At 58.3% G+C, this 14,816-nt stretch carries 14 protein-coding genes; 9 read left to right on the forward strand and 5 right to left on the reverse strand.

Annotated elements, in window-relative coordinates; genetic code table 11:
* Positions 1–379 precede the first annotated feature (379 nt).
* Positions 380–1,528: a site-specific integrase gene (locus FHX03_RS25970; RefSeq protein WP_183856141.1), complete on the forward strand. Its 1,149-nt coding sequence runs from the start codon at positions 380–382 to the stop codon at positions 1,526–1,528.
* A gap of 22 nt (positions 1,529–1,550) precedes the next feature.
* Here FHX03_RS25970 and FHX03_RS25975 read toward each other — a convergent pair whose 3' ends face one another.
* The 5 genes from FHX03_RS25975 to repA form a co-directional block, all read right to left on the reverse strand.
* Positions 1,551–2,192: a hypothetical protein gene (locus FHX03_RS25975; RefSeq protein ID WP_131702489.1), complete on the reverse strand. Its 642-nt coding sequence runs from the start codon at positions 2,190–2,192 to the stop codon at positions 1,551–1,553.
* Between the two features lie 725 nt (positions 2,193–2,917).
* The gene (locus tag FHX03_RS25980; protein WP_183856143.1) at positions 2,918–3,667 is read right to left on the reverse strand and encodes a hypothetical protein; all 750 of its coding nucleotides are present in this window, start codon (positions 3,665–3,667) and stop codon (positions 2,918–2,920) included.
* A 200-nt stretch (positions 3,668–3,867) separates the two neighbouring features.
* Complete coding sequence (gene repC / locus FHX03_RS25985; RefSeq protein ID WP_183856145.1) at positions 3,868–5,112, reverse strand: plasmid replication protein RepC; 1,245 nt, start codon at positions 5,110–5,112, stop codon at positions 3,868–3,870.
* Positions 5,113–5,268: 156 nt separating this feature from the next.
* Positions 5,269–6,261 (reverse strand): plasmid partitioning protein RepB, encoded by a 993-nt coding sequence (gene repB, locus FHX03_RS25990; protein WP_168259693.1) that lies wholly within the window; start codon positions 6,259–6,261, stop codon positions 5,269–5,271.
* An 84-nt stretch (positions 6,262–6,345) separates the two neighbouring features.
* Entirely contained in the window at positions 6,346–7,536 is a 1,191-nt protein-coding gene (gene repA / locus FHX03_RS25995) for a plasmid partitioning protein RepA (RefSeq protein WP_131702485.1), read from the reverse strand.
* 389 nt (positions 7,537–7,925) lie between these two features.
* Between repA and FHX03_RS26000 the strand changes: the two genes are divergently transcribed.
* From FHX03_RS26000 to trbL, 8 genes are read left to right on the forward strand one after another with little or no spacing between them, the layout of a single operon-like run.
* Positions 7,926–8,564, forward strand: a complete 639-nt coding sequence (locus tag FHX03_RS26000; RefSeq protein WP_183856147.1) for an acyl-homoserine-lactone synthase — start codon at positions 7,926–7,928, stop codon at positions 8,562–8,564.
* Positions 8,561–9,538 carry a P-type conjugative transfer ATPase TrbB gene (gene trbB / locus FHX03_RS26005; protein WP_127431484.1) on the forward strand — a complete coding sequence of 326 codons (978 nt, stop codon included), beginning with the start codon at positions 8,561–8,563 and terminating at the stop codon, positions 9,536–9,538. The genes FHX03_RS26000 and trbB overlap by 4 nt, the downstream gene beginning before the upstream one ends.
* Positions 9,528–9,911 carry a TrbC/VirB2 family protein gene (locus FHX03_RS26010; protein ID WP_183856149.1) on the forward strand — a complete coding sequence of 128 codons (384 nt, stop codon included), beginning with the start codon at positions 9,528–9,530 and terminating at the stop codon, positions 9,909–9,911. The genes trbB and FHX03_RS26010 overlap by 11 nt, the downstream gene beginning before the upstream one ends.
* Complete coding sequence (locus tag FHX03_RS26015) at positions 9,904–10,203, forward strand: conjugal transfer protein TrbD (protein WP_131702484.1); 300 nt, start codon at positions 9,904–9,906, stop codon at positions 10,201–10,203. The genes FHX03_RS26010 and FHX03_RS26015 overlap by 8 nt, the downstream gene beginning before the upstream one ends.
* Positions 10,204–10,213: 10 nt before the next feature.
* The gene (locus FHX03_RS26020; RefSeq protein ID WP_183856151.1) at positions 10,214–12,664 is read left to right on the forward strand and encodes a conjugal transfer protein TrbE; all 2,451 of its coding nucleotides are present in this window, start codon (positions 10,214–10,216) and stop codon (positions 12,662–12,664) included.
* Positions 12,642–13,439 carry a P-type conjugative transfer protein TrbJ gene (gene trbJ, locus FHX03_RS26025; RefSeq protein WP_131702482.1) on the forward strand — a complete coding sequence of 266 codons (798 nt, stop codon included), beginning with the start codon at positions 12,642–12,644 and terminating at the stop codon, positions 13,437–13,439. The genes FHX03_RS26020 and trbJ overlap by 23 nt, the downstream gene beginning before the upstream one ends.
* Entirely contained in the window at positions 13,436–13,636 is a 201-nt protein-coding gene (gene trbK, locus FHX03_RS26030; RefSeq protein WP_183856153.1) for an entry exclusion protein TrbK, read from the forward strand. The genes trbJ and trbK overlap by 4 nt, the downstream gene beginning before the upstream one ends.
* On the forward strand, positions 13,630–14,811 hold the full coding sequence (gene trbL / locus FHX03_RS26035) for a P-type conjugative transfer protein TrbL (protein ID WP_168259695.1): 1,182 nt from the start codon (positions 13,630–13,632) through the stop codon (positions 14,809–14,811). The genes trbK and trbL overlap by 7 nt, the downstream gene beginning before the upstream one ends.
* The last annotated feature ends 5 nt before the right edge of the window (positions 14,812–14,816 follow it).

Raw genomic sequence — 14,816 nt, forward strand, 5'->3', positions numbered from 1 at the left:
CGAAGATCACGCTGTTGCACCCCTCGCCTCGATGGTTGCAGCACGCGCCTGAACGCTCTCGGCCCTTCGAGCACCCTGCTTCTGCGTCAGATCTGCTGATTGTGTCGGCATGGCCACCAAATCAGCCCCGCTTACGTCGCAACAGGGTCTGGATGGGCAATTTTGCAAGATCGTAAGACATTGAAATCATGGTAAACACGCCATTAACCAGAAGCGATATGGATGCTAGCTTCCGCCATCGCTCGGGATTTTTTCTAAAGCTCTAACCATCGATAAGTACTGCTTATCGATGGTAGATTGATTTGGCGGCGCAAATCAGCAAGAATCGCAGCAGATCACGGCCCTGGAGGCCGGCGAAACCCGCGATTTTGGAGCGTCCGTGGCCAAACTCAGAAAATCACAGACTTCCGTCGAGCGGCGCGCTGAAGAACTCGACACCATTGCCGCCGTCCTGCCGATGGAGCGCCGCGACGAGCTTGCCGAGCTGCTCACCGACCGCGATGTCGAGACACTGCGCCATCTGGTCAACCAGGGCATGGGCGACAACACGCTCAGGGCGCTGACCTCGGATCTGACCTATCTTGAAGCCTGGGGATTGGCCGCCGCCGGACATTCTCTCCCTTGGCCGGCACCCGAGGCGCTGCTGCTGAAATTCGTCGCCCATCACCTGTGGGATCCGCAACACCGCGAGACCGATGCCGATCACGGCATGCCGGCCGATGTCGACGAAAACCTTCGAAGCCAGGGGTTTCTGAAATCCGTCGGCCCGCACGCGCCATCGACGGTGCGCCGGCGGCTGGCGAACTGGTCGACGCTGACCAAATGGCGCGGTTTTGACGGCGCGTTCGCCTCGCCTGCCCTCAAATCAGCCATTCGCCTCGCCGTGCGCGCCGTCCCCCGGACGCGGGGTCGCAAGAGCGCCAAGGCGGTCACCGGCGACGTGCTGGCAAGACTGCTGGCGACCTGCGCCACCGACAGTCTGCGCGATCTGCGCGACCGGGCGATCCTGATGGTCGCCTTTGCGTCCGGCGGCCGCCGGCGCAGCGAGATCGCCGGGCTGCGCCGCGAACAGTTGACCGTCGAGCCGCCGATCGAGATGCCGGATGGCCCTCCCCTCCCGTCGCTTGCCATCCATCTCGGTCGCACCAAAACTAGCAGTGGCGAGCAGGACGACGTCGTCTATCTCACCGGCCGGCCGGTCGAGGCGCTCAATGCCTGGATGACGGCTGCGAAGATCGAGAGCGGGAGCATTTTCCGGGCGATTGGCAGATGGGGGACGATCTCGCGACGGGCGATCGATCCGCAGTCGGTCAACGCGATCCTTAAGCAGCGGGCGGTACTGGCTGGGCTGGACAGTGGGGATTTTTCGGCGCACGGGCTGCGATCGGGATATCTCACCGAGGCGGCCAACCGTGGCGTTCCGCTCCCCGAGGCGATGGAACAGTCAAGGCACCGCTCTGTGCAGCAAGCCTCAAGTTACTATAACAGTGCGACGCGCCGCAGTGGTCGGGCAGCGCGACTCCTTTAACATGGTATCGAAAGATTATAGGTTACCGCGGCGGGGGGATTCGACGCTCAAGCGCATCAATTTTGGCGGAGAGCTCTCGGATAGTTGCCTCGCTGACCCGCGATGGGGCTTGATCTCTGGAAAGATCGCCAAGCTTCTGGCTATGCTGATGAACAGCCGACGCGAGCTCCTGAAGGCTTCGCGATAAGATCGCGACATCTTCGGAGGGGGGAGCTGGATCCCGCGCGGCTTGCACAATCGGAATTAGGGTCAGCAACCAGCTAAGCGCTAGAGCGCCGCCGACATATCGATAACTTCCCTTCTCGGCCTTGTCGAGGATAGAACCGATGGGGGTTACCTTTATCTCTGACGGTTCTTCCGAAATGGGTTCGCCGTCGTGATCGATCTCGCGACTTGTTACCACCATAACGCGGTGCGCCGTTTCGATGTCAGTACGGAACCAAGGCCAGAGCAACCACAGGACCGACGCGCCGAAGCCAAACAATGGAGCCGCGATCTGACAAAGGAGGGGCCATCCATGATCCGGCAACCACCACCACACTCCAAGGCCCATCACAACAGGCGCAATGAAGCAAATTACGACGCACATGGTGTGGCGAACCTTTGGCACAGACGTGTCTGCGCCTAAGAACTCGATAAAAACTTCAGTCCGGTTCTTGCTCATAATTCACTCGTAAAAAGTTTAGCTTGAATGCAGCCTCGCGGCGGAAAGCGTGGAGTCTGCGTCTGCAACTCGTTTCCATAGTCCTCGCTCAGCCCATTCATGGACCGTTGCAGGTTAAAAGCTGCTTATCACGGGTGATTTTTCCGCCGCCGCGTTCTCCAATGCGCCGGTAAACGGAAGCGGATATCAAAGTCAAAAATGGGTGTTGAGTACATCGACTTCTGGGAAAACCACGAGCATTTTTGAGAAGCGAAACTATGTGAATTTCTTCAAAGGCTGGGGGCCTCCAGATTTCGCCCGACAATGCCCGCGGTAAGGATCGGGGAGCCTATGTCCGTCAGACGTGCTCCCCCATCCGTTCGGATGTGGTCAACCCGCCAAGTCGGTGCTGGACGACCGCGGCTTCCGTAAGATCCACGTTGAGCGCCCACGCCTGGGACGCTCTCCGAGCGTCTGAACATGCCAGTAGAAACGGTTGATCCCACCTGATCTAAATTTCGCTCGCCTGAGCGAGCAGGTCGTGCCAGCGCTTCACGTATCCCCGGACGATTGCCTGATGAATTCCGGAAGACGAGAGACGTTCAGCTAGAACGTCGAGATTGAAAGCACGCAACGGAGTGTCCTTCGGATAGTGCTTAAAAGTATACTTGAACATTTCCTCCCAGCTCCGTCGTACTGCCACGGACTCGTCTGCCAAGAGAGGTCGGTACTGATTACTCAGCTCTTCAAGAGTCATCCTCACCTACCGAATTTCCCCCTGGCCTCGGATCGGACGATTCAAGCGCTCTATATCGACTCTCACGAAGTTTTTCGAGCTCGGCCTGGCGGTGCTCAGGTTGAGGGCGGGTCATGAGAAAATCTCTCAGCAGATCTCTCGTCATTCGTAAGGAAATAAAGAATGTATCGACGAGATGGTAGTAAGCTTCATCGGGACGCGCGGTATCAATGCCGGCCAGATTGAAGAACCCGCCCTTCTCAAGATAGGTGATTTTGGAATTGATGTTCACTCGGTCGAGATGGACGAAGGCGGAAGTATCTTCATATGTCTCCGATACCCACGCATATAGTTTGCTCAGCTCCTCGTGAAGGATCCTGTCTACCAGTCTGGTGCGACCGTCGCGCATGCGCAGAGCCGAATATTTCTCGCCCTTCATGAGAAGAGCTCCAGCTTCCTCGACATCATCAACGAGTGTTAAACCAAACAAACGCATTGCCGCTTCGATTTGCATTCGGATGAGAGCGGACGCGGCGATCGTGTTGCGGGTTTGCACCATGAGTTGGAATGCATGAGCGTTCGATGTACTTTTCGTCACGGCCGCGAGGGAGAACCATTCCACCGGTGCCAGATGGCTCCCCAAGGGAGCGTACGTCCCGTCCGGAAGGCGCTCAATCTCTACGGCCATTTCGCGGACTCTCGCTATGCGATCAGCGAGAGTGTTCAACTCGTCGAGCTGAATCTCCTTTGTCTCTCTCATTAATTACATACCCTCCCCCGTTTCGCCGGACAAATCAGCGGCTATGCGAACGAGCGATGCCCGCCAAGCCTTGTCTTTTCTCACCTTCAGCGTTGATAACACGCTGTTTCATATCAAAAAATGACGAAAAAAAACGGCTGACAAGAAGATCGCGCGACCATTGCAGTGGCCTCTTGGACTGGAGATAGTTTCATTCTCCGTCACCCCGCAATCCGCGTCCCCTCTCCATTCGACTTCAATAGCGCCATCAACATCGGCCCCAGCGAAAACTCGCCGCGTTCCGAGCGTCTCGTCAGATCCCTCAGATACCCGCCGGCTGAGTTGATAAAATTCGATCGCTCGAGAATGCACGCGATCGCCACGGCTGCATTCTCAGGCCCCATGGCATCGCAGGCCTCCTCATAGGCTGACGGGCTGACACCCAACATCGAGCGGACCACCACGGCCGCAGTCATCAGCTCTCGCCAATGTGCAACGCCGCCCCCCGGCCCATAGTCTCCAATCTGCGGACAAGCTCGAAGAACCATTCCCAGCGGGAACACTTTGATCTGTTCGAGCTTTGCCTTCGTCTCTCCAGGCGCCACACTCGTTGCTTGAGGCTCTTCCGGCACGCTCTCGCCCTGCTCTTTTCCGGAGCTAGGTTCAAATTCATTTATAGATTCGGTATTTGAATTCTGTATGTGGCGGTCATTCGGGATGGCATTGCCGTGCATATTTTTGGTTTTTGATTGCATTTCCAGAAGGTTGAGCGCCTCAGAACGCAAGAGCTCCATCTCATCGAGTGTGGCTTCGACTTGATTTCTGTCCGGATAGCGAGGATGCCGCCCCAGAATTCCAATATACATCATTTCGACATGCTCCCAATTGCCGGGAGCGCCTTCCTCAATCGCAGCTGTTATCAACTTGCGGACATCTCGGCGGCAGATCGTGAGTGCTTCCTTCGCCCGGCGAAAGCGCATACGCTCCGCGGCTACGTCCTGAGCCAGCAAGGCAAGCTCGGTCGCACGCGCAAGCAGCGGGCTCAGATCAAAGCCGTAAGCCTGTTCGATCACCCCAGCTCGATCGCGGTGTGCATAACGTTTTCCGTTTGGACTATCACGACGCTGGATAAGTCCTGCATCGACGAGTGCTCCGAGTTGGCGGCGCAGTGTACTCTCGGTAATCCCGTGAGCGCGAACGGACAGCTGCGCATTGGATGGAAATACAACAAGTCCGTTCTCGCCATCGAGCTGTGGATCAGGGTAGAACGTCAAAAGGGCATCGAGAACGGCAAGCGCTCTGTCTTGCAGGCCAAAGCGTTCCCTCGCTTCGCACACATCGCGAAATACTTTCCACTTTTCGACACGCGTGCCTGGTGCTGAAGCCGCGATCGCCAATTGCCCTTTCACCAAGGCAAGCGTCGCCGGCCGCCGCCCAAAGGGCGTCGTTACATGTCTCGTTTGCATTTTTCTTTCACCTTTCTTCAGGCAAAGGAAATCCGCTCACCAAATCGGTGCCAAAACTCTTGACTGTGATTCCGGGAAATGCGATTCTCGATCTTGCTAAGGATAACGAGAGAGGCTTCCGCGGTTTACCGTTTGGGGGCCTTTTTCTTTTGCGGTCTAATCTCCGTTGCGTTCAGGTTTGGACTGCCTGTATTCGTCGTACAGATGATCCATGCGGCTAGAAAGCCAATCGCTGAAGGGTTTGGCTTCCGCATTCGAAAGCTCGATCGCGACCTTCTTTGACCTGGCATTCATTGTGAGACTCAGCGAACTATCGCTCGACGTCCATTCTTTCGACGATCTCGGGCTTTTCGGATTCTTGGCCGCTGACTTGTTCTTGTACCGGGTGAGATACCCGTGCAGGTTATCGAACCTCGCCTCTTCCTCGAGCTTCAGAAACTCAGCCGTTTCCACATAGCCCGTGGCGATCTTCAGAAGGGCAGGGGTCAGCAGCAGCTGGCGCAAGCTCAACCACTTGTCGCGGCCGATTTTCTTGGCCGCGCCGAGAGCCTTGATGACCGGGGCAGGGACCACATCGACCACGCCTAGCATTTTGGAGAGCATTGCCTCATCAACCGCCAGCGAAGATCTGACCACGTCCTTCGTCATCCCGGACGCGATCAGGTTCTGTGCGAAATAAGCACGCTCAATAAACGAGAGATTTAAGCGGGCGGAGTTTTCCTGTCCTTGCGCAATCGCAGAGTTGATGTCGTCTAACTTCTTGACGACGGCCTTGACCGGTATTCCGAGTTCTCGAGCGACCTTGAGGCGACGATGGCCGAAGACGACCATGTAGCGCTGTCCGTCTGACGAACTGGGTCGAACCAGAATAGGTGTCGTTTGCCCAGATTCTTTGATCGCTTGCTTGAGCTCCTGAAATTCCTCCCCGTCGTCTGAAAGTCGATCGGCTACGAAGGAGACGTCGAGTAGTCGCGGATCCAAATCCACGATCACCTCGCCCTCCATGAGCTTCTTCGTATTCTCCGCTAGGTCCTCAATGGACCGGACGACTGTCTTTGCAGCGCCAGTCATGCCGTAGCCAGGCTTCGTTGGCGTTTTCTCGTTCAGCGAGGAAAGATCCAGTTTTGCGAACGGGTTTTCACGCGACATCATCGGCCTCCATATTCGCCATCAAATGCGATAAGGCATTGGCTCGGCTCGTAAAAAGCGGGAAAAAAACGGCTGACAAGTTGATCATTTCCTCCCCCATGCACTGTGGATGAGATCCACGACCTCGCCGTTGGCCGCGTTCAGGCTCTCCATAGCGCGGTCATAGGTCGAGCGAACGAAATCACCGCGCTCAACCTCATACAAAGTCTGCTTTCGTATCGATGCATCCGATATCGCCGTCGACTTAAGCACGTGATTTCGCAGCATCTGTTGTGCAAACATCGACTGCATAAAGCCGACCATCTGTGCTTGCGGAATATCGGTCGGCTCAAAGCGCGTTACGAGGTAACGGAACCATTCCACACGGATTTCTGCACCAGCCTCTGCAACGGGGGTCATGATGCCGCCCAGCATCTGCAGGAACTGGCTCATCGACATGATGTCCAGCATTTGCGGGTGGATGGTAATCAGGATGCCGGTGGAGGCCATCAGCGCGGTAATCGTTAGATAGCCGAGTTGCGGGGGGCAGTCGATGATAACAACATCGTACCTGTCATCCACTTCCTTCAGCGCATTGACAATGCGCATGTGAAACAACCGGCCCTCGTCACCTTTCCGGGAGGAAATGGACAGGGGCACATCGTACTCAAATTCCTGCAGCACGAGATTTGCCGGGACAACGTCTAGTCCAGGAATGTTCGTCGGCTGGATCACCTCTGAGATCGGCTTGCGCTCATCATCGAAACGAAGCGCTTCGTATAGAGACGCGGTGTCATCGAGTTCGGGCTGAATGCCGAACAACGACGTAAGTGACGCCTGAGGATCGAGATCGACGGCGAGGACACGGTGACCGGTGAGGGCTAGGTATTGCGCCAGATGCGCCGCTGTCGTCGTCTTGCCGCTTCCGCCCTTGAAGTTCACGACCGATACGACCTGCATCGGCTCGCCTTCACGACGACGGGGAACGTAATAGCGCTTGTCGGATTTTTTGTTGGCTTCGAGGTACTCGCGGAGGTCCAGCATCTGATCCGCGGTATAGTAGCGTCGGCCGCTGACCGATTCGATCTCTGGGCCCTTCCCTTCGGAATGGATTTGCCGGAGATGGCTCTGGGTAACGCCCATGAATTCGGCGACTTCGCCGAGCTGAAACTTGCGCAGTCCCTTCCGAGCGTCCGGAGGATACTGCTGGCTGCGCAGCATATGCAACGCGCTTGAGATCTTCGCCCCTTGCTGGGCGATCTCAACGTCAAACCTGTTGGGCTGCTGATGGCTCATTTTGCAAACTATTTCCCGGGAGGCTGAACTTTCGAAAAAATGGCCCCATAGCCATAATTTTCGCAACTATCTCCCGATTCTCAGATAGCCGCAAGAGAATTAAGGTTAACAAAGGGTTAAGGCAAAATCGACGGGTTGCACACCCATAGCTTCTTTTCCTTGCGTTTTCATGGATTTAGCTAGGGGGATGGCCCGCCGCGTTCATGGTCCGTTTTACTGTGAATCCTACAATGCGCCCCGCGTTTATGTGGCTGCGCAAGGCCCCCTCGATCACCCCTTATCGCTTTTCCTTGCCGACTCGCGTGAGTGCGACTTGTAGGATCCTACAACTGCCTCTCGATTCAATTCTGTGCTGATTTCGCCGCCACCAACAACGACGGAGAAAGTTCATGCAGGTTCTCGCGTTTTCAGCACCCCGGACGATTCAAGAGGCTCACCTCCTTCACCTCCACTACCAGCTACGTGCGCGGGTTTTTTCCGACCGCCTCGGTTGGGAGGTGGACGTAACGGCGGGGTACGAGTCCGATGGCTTTGACGCACATCGACCGACCTATGTTCTCGCCATCGCCGAGACCGGCCAATTGGCTGGGTGCGCGAGACTTCTTCCGGCGCTTGGTCCGACGATGGTAGCCGATGTTTTCCCCTCGCTTCTCCCCGACGGTCAGCTCAACGGTCATGCCGCGATGATCGAGAGTTCCCGGTTCTGCGTCGATACGGCTCTCACGGAGGGGAGGGCGGACGGCTCGGTCCATGAAGCGACGCTCACCATGTTCGCTGGCATCATCGAATGGTGCATGGCGAATGCGTACACTGAGATTGTTACGGTGACCGATCTTCGGTTTGAGCGGATCCTCGCTCGCGTTGGGTGGCAGCTGCATCGTTTAGGCGAACCCAAGAAGATCGGCGTGACGATGGCCGTAGCAGGCACCCTGTCCGCCGACGCAGATACGTTCCTCAGGCTTCGCCCCTCCAACTACCGTTCTGAACTCGCCCCCTGTCAGCCTGGCAGCCTAAGGAGAAATACGTGAACCAGCTTCGCTCTCACCCTCGGCTCGTCCGCAAACTTCAGGATGCGCTCGGCGATCAGCTTTGTGTTGCCCTGGATGACGTGAATGTCGTCGAGATTATGCTCAATCCAGACGGAAAGCTGTTCATCGAACGGTTAGGTCACGGCGTTGCGCCCGCCGGCGAGATGTCATCCGCTGCCGCCGAGATGGTCATTGGTACAGTGGCGCACGCGCTGCAGTCAGAGGTCGACACGGAACAGCCCATCATCTCCGGCGAGCTGCCAATCGGTGGCCATCGCTTTGAGGGACTGTTGCCCCCCGTTGTCACCAAGCCTGCCTTCGCGATTCGTCGCCGGGCATCACGCCTCATTCCGCTCGAAGACTATATTTGCGCCGGCGTGATGACAGAATACCAAGCCGCAACGATCCGCAGTGCCATTTCCACGAGGCTGAACATCATCATTTCCGGGGGAACGGGCTCGGGCAAGACGACGCTTGCGAACGCTGTGATCCGAGAGATCGTCAAATCCGCCCCAGACGATCGCCTCGTCATTCTCGAAGACACCGCCGAAATCCAGTGCGCAGCCGAGAACGCCGTTCTCCTCCATACCAGCGATACGATCGACATGGCGCGGCTCCTCAAGAGCACGATGCGGCTGCGCCCCGACAGGATCGTCGTTGGCGAAGTTCGCGACGGCGCGGCCCTGACGTTGCTCAAGGCCTGGAACACCGGCCACCCGGGCGGCGTGGCGACCATCCACTCGAACACCGCCATGTCGGCGCTGCGTCGGCTTGAACAGCTGACGGCCGAGGCAAGCCAGCAGCCGATGCACGAGGTGATCGGAGAGGCGGTCGACCTGGTCATTTCGATCGAGCGGACACCGCGGGGGCGGCTGGTTCGCGACATCATTCAAGTCGAGCGGTTCATCAACGGACAGTATGAGATCGAATCCGATCAGCCCACTGAAGAACAGGAGGCGCGCCATGTCGCGTAAGCATACCCTCATCGCGGCCGCGCTCGCGGCGGCGCCAATCGTTCTTGCCTCTGTCGCGCCGGCGCTCGCCAGTTCCGGCGGCAGCCTCCCATGGGAAGGGCCACTGCAGCAGATTCAGGAATCGATAACCGGCCCGGTCGCGGGTGCGATCGCGCTTGCAGCCGTGGCCATCGCCGGCGGCATGCTCATCTTCGGCGGCGAGCTCAACGATTTCGCGCGGCGACTTGTGTACGTCGTTCTTGTCGCCGGCATCCTGCTCGGCGCCACCAACATTGTCGGCCTGTTCGGTGCGACCGGCGCTTCGATCGGGCTGACCAACGAGCAGATCACGTCAATTGGTTCGAACAGAGGAGGGGAGGGAGATCATGGCTGAGTCCCTGTCCGGCCTGCGGCGTAACCGCATCCATCGCGCGCTCTCTCGCCCGAACCTGCTCATGGGCGCCGACCGGGAGCTGGTCCTGATCACCGGTCTTGCAGCAGTGATCCTGATCTTCGTCGTGCTTACGGCCTATTCGGCGATCTTCGGCGTCACTGTCTGGGTCGTGATCGTCGGGCTGCTCAGGATGATGGCGAAGTCCGACCCACTGATGCGGCAAGTCTATATCAGACACATTTCCTACAAGCGCTACTACAAGGCAACCACTACGCCGTGGCGACGGTACTGAGGAGGCGGCCATGGTAGCTCTCAAACGCTTCCGGGTAACCGGCCCTTCCTTCGCCGATCTCGTTCCCTATGCCGGCCTGATCGACAATGGTGTCCTCCTCTTGAAGGACGGAAGCCTGATGGCCGGCTGGTATTTCGCTGGCCCGGACTCCGAAAGCGCGACCGACCTCGAGCGTAACGAGCTGTCGAGGCAGATCAATGCCGTTCTGTCGCGGCTCGGAAGCGGCTGGATGATCCAGGTGGAGGCCATCCGTATTCCAACGGTCGACTATCCATCAGAAGATCGATGCCATTTCCCCGACCCGGTAACCCGCGCAATCGATGCCGAGCGTCGGGCGCATTTCGCGCGCGAGCAGGGCCATTTCGAGAGCAAGCATGCGCTGATCCTGACCCACCGGCCGCTCGAATCCAAAAAGACTGCTCTCAGCAAATACATCTATTCGGATGAGGAAAGCCGGAAAAAATCCTACGCGGACACGGTGCTCTTCGTGTTCAAGAACGCGGTGCGAGAGCTTGAGCAGTATTTGGCCAACACGCTTTCGATCCGGCGAATGGAAACCCGTGAAACGGTCGAAAGGGGAGGCGAGCGAATTGCCAGATACGACGAGCTGCTGCAGTTCGCGCGGTTCTGCACTACCGGGGAAAGCCATCCAATCCGGCTACCCGACGTTCCCATGTATCTCGACTGGATCGCCACCGCGGAGCTTGAGCATGGACTGACGCCAAAGGTCGAAAACCTTTTTCTCGGCGTCGTTGCGATCGACGGTCTGCCGGCCGAGAGCTGGCCCGGTATTCTCAACAGCCTAGACCTGATGCCGCTGACTTATCGGTGGTCATCGCGCTTCATTTTCCTTGATGCCGAGGAGGCCCGGCAAAAGCTCGAACGGACGCGGAAGAAATGGCAGCAGAAGGTCCGGCCGTTCTTTGACCAGATATTCCAGACACAAAGTCGATCCGTCGACCAGGACGCGATGACGATGGTAGTCGAGACTGAGGATGCGATCGCGCAGGCCTCGTCGCAACTGGTTGCCTATGGCTATTACACACCGGTCGTCGTGTTGTTCGACAGCGATCGCGAAGCACTCCAGGAGAAGGCCGAAGCGATCCGGCGGCTGATCCAGGCGGAAGGTTTCGGGGCACGGATCGAAACGCTCAACGCCACCGACGCCTATCTCGGTAGCTTGCCAGGCAACTGGTATTGCAACATCCGTGAGCCGCTGATCAACACCAGCAATCTCGCCGACTTGATTCCGCTGAACTCAGTCTGGTCCGGAAACCCCGTCGCGCCATGCCCCTTTTACCCACCGAATTCGCCGCCCTTGATGCAGGTTGCGAGCGGCTCGACAGCGTTTCGTCTGAGCCTGCACGTCGATGATGTCGGCCACACGCTGATCTTCGGTCCGACCGGTTCTGGCAAGTCGACGTTGCTCGCCCTGATCGCCGCGCAGTTTCGTCGCTACGAACATGCGCAGATCTTCGCCTTTGACAAAGGCAGCTCACTTCTGCCCCTGACGCTCGCAGCCGGCGGCGATCACTATGAAATCGGCGGCGACGGTGCGGAAGAGGGGAGGGCATTGGCCTTCTGCCCACTCTCCGAACTCAAAAGTGTTGCCGACCGGGCTTGGGCGGCGGAGTGGATCGAGATGCTGGTCGGTCTGCAGGGTGTCACCATCACACCCGATCATCGCAACGCCATCTCTCGGCAGATCGGCCTGATGGCGAGCGCCTCTGGTCGCTCACTCTCGGATTTCGTCAGCGGCGTGCAGCTGCGCGAGATCAAGGACGCACTGCATCACTACACCGTCGACGGCCCGATGGGGCAGCTTCTCGATGCGGAAGAGGACGGCCTCACGCTCGGCGCCTTCCAGACCTTCGAGATCGAGCAACTAATGAATATGGGCGAGCGCAATCTCGTGCCAGTGCTGACCTACCTGTTCCGCCGGATCGAGAAGCGTTTGGATGGGTCGCCAAGTCTGATCGTCCTCGACGAGGCGTGGCTGATGCTCGGCCACCCTGTGTTCCGCGACAAGATACGCGAGTGGCTTAAGGTGCTGCGCAAGGCAAATTGCGCCGTCGTTCTTGCGACCCAATCGATCTCGGATGCCGAACGATCCGGGATTATCGACGTGCTGAAGGAATCCTGCCCGACAAAGATATGCCTTCCGAATGGCGCCGCCCGTGAGTTCGGCACTCGGGAATTCTATGAGCGCATCGGCTTCAACGAGCGGCAGATCGAGATCGTCGCTACCGCCATGCCGAAGCGCGAATACTACGTCGCCACGCCGGAGGGCCGGCGGCTCTTCGATATGTCACTTGGGCCAGTTGCGCTGAGCTTCGTCGGCGCGTCGGGCAAAGAGGACCTCAAACGCATCCGCGCACTGAAATCCGAACATGGCCGCCACTGGCCGATCCACTGGCTTGAAACGAGAGGAGTTCACGATGCCGCATCGCTATTCAAATAGATGGCTCGCCTGCTTGGCGGCCGCCGCTCTCACGATCGGAGCCGCAGGCGCAGTTCAAGCCGGTACAGCCACCGGCGCCGCGACGGAATGGACACAGCTCGCCAACAATACGCAGCTCGTGGACCTCATGAAAAGCTCCGGCATCCAGGTCGACAATCAGCTGACCCAGATCAGCCAGCTTGCAGAGCAGATCCAGAACCAGCTGAAGATCTACGAGAACATGCTGCAAAACACAGCGCAACTTCCTGACCATGTCTGGGGGCAGGTCGAAAGCGATCTCAACCAGCTGCGCAGTGTCGTCGACCAGGGACAGGGCATCGCCTTTTCGATGGGGAATGCGGACGACGTTCTTCAGCAGCGCTTTCAGAGCTATGCCGATCTCAAGACCAATTTACCGAGCAACGCAACGTTCTCCTCGACCTATCAGTCCTGGTCGAACACCAACCGTGACACGATCGCCAGCTCGCTGAAGGCGGCGAGCCTCACGGCCGACCAGTTCGAGAGCGAGGAAGACACGATGTCCTCGCTGCGGTCGATGTCCGAGACGGCTGACGGGCAGATGAAGGCTTTGCAGGTCGGGCACGAAATCGCCGCTCAGCAAGTCGCGCAAATGCAGAAGCTTCGCGGTCTCGTCTCCCAACAGATGACAATGATGGGAACCTGGCTGCAGACGGAACAGACCGACAAGGATCTGGCGCAGGCGCGGCGGGAAAAGTTCTTCAACGCCGAGGTCAAGAGCGTTCCGGAGGGCCAGAAAATGGAGCCGCGCTGGTGAGCCGCCCCGTCCTGATTGCCTTGCTGTTGGCTGTCGCCGCTGCATCGTCTGCAATGACAGTGCTGATCGTCAATTCCCGAAACACAGGAACATCTGCGTTCACCGAGGAGCAGCGCGCCGTCCGGGAAAAATTCTTCGGCTCCGACAAGGAGCTGCCGCCGATCAAGGAAGGTCAGGAGATGCGCCCGAGATGGTGAAGGTTGCTGTCGCACGCTCGTTCCTGATGACAGGTCTCTTTTTCCTCGCCTATGCCGTTCCCGCATTCGCACAGGAGGGGCAAGTCCTCACGGAATTGGAAAACCAGGTCTCGTCTGCTGCGAGGGGGTGGGAGACCACCATCATGGAGGCGGCGAAATCCCTATTCTGGATTCTCGCAACGATCGAGATCGGCATTGCGGCCGTCTGGTTGGCGATCCAGTCAGCCTCATTGGACAGCTGGTTTGCCGAACTGGTGCGGCGGATCATGTTCATCGGGTTCTTCGCATTCGTTCTGACCCAAGGTCCGACCTTTGCGCGAGCGGTGGTCGACAGCCTTTTCCAGATTGGCGCCGGCGGTGGTTCAGCGTCGCCCGCTGAGGTGTTCGACGCCGGAATCCGCGTCGCGTCGCAAATGTCGGAGCAGGCACAGTTTGGGGTTTTCGAAGACAATGCGCTGGCGATCGCGGCGGTGTTAGCAATGGGCATCGTCGTTATCTCCTTCTCGCTGGTTGCAGCGATTTTCGTGTCGGTCATGGTCGAAATGTATGTCGGACTGCTCGCCGGCATGATCATGCTCGGGCTGGGTGGTTCGTCCTTCACGAAAGACTTTGCTGTTCGATACCTCGTCTATGCCTTCGGCGTCGGCATGAAGCTGATGGCCTTGGTGATGATCGCCAAGATCGGATCGAACGTCCTGCTTGGCCTTGCGCAAGCTCCGACTGCCTCATCGGACCAGTTCGTTACGACCTTGGCGATCGCCGGTATTTCCGTCGTAGTCTTCATCATCGCCATGTATGTCCCGAACATCATCCAGGGCGTTGTCCAGGGCGCATCGGTGTCCGGAGGAATGGAAGCGATCCGCCACGGCGGGCAGGCGGCGTCTTTCGCCGCAGGCGCTGGCTTCCTCGCCGCCGGCGCCGCCGGCGCAGGCTTTGCGGCCGCGCAAGCCGCACGAGCTGCTGGTTCATCCGTTGCAGGTGCCGCTCTTCGCGGCATGGGCGCGAGCTTCAGTTCCGGCGCGCAAGCAGCCGGATCAGCCGCTAAGGAAAAGGCAATCGGCTCTCCGGGCGCTTATGCCGGGTCCATTCTCGGACTGGCCAATGCGAAGCTCGATGAACAGCGCGGCGGTCATAGCGGACCGAAGCCTCCTCCCGAACGCAACGACAAACCGTAATCGAG

This window comes from Rhizobium sp. BK456, from assembly GCF_014194045.1.
GTDB classification, from domain to species: Bacteria; Pseudomonadota; Alphaproteobacteria; order Rhizobiales; family Rhizobiaceae; genus Rhizobium; species Rhizobium redzepovicii.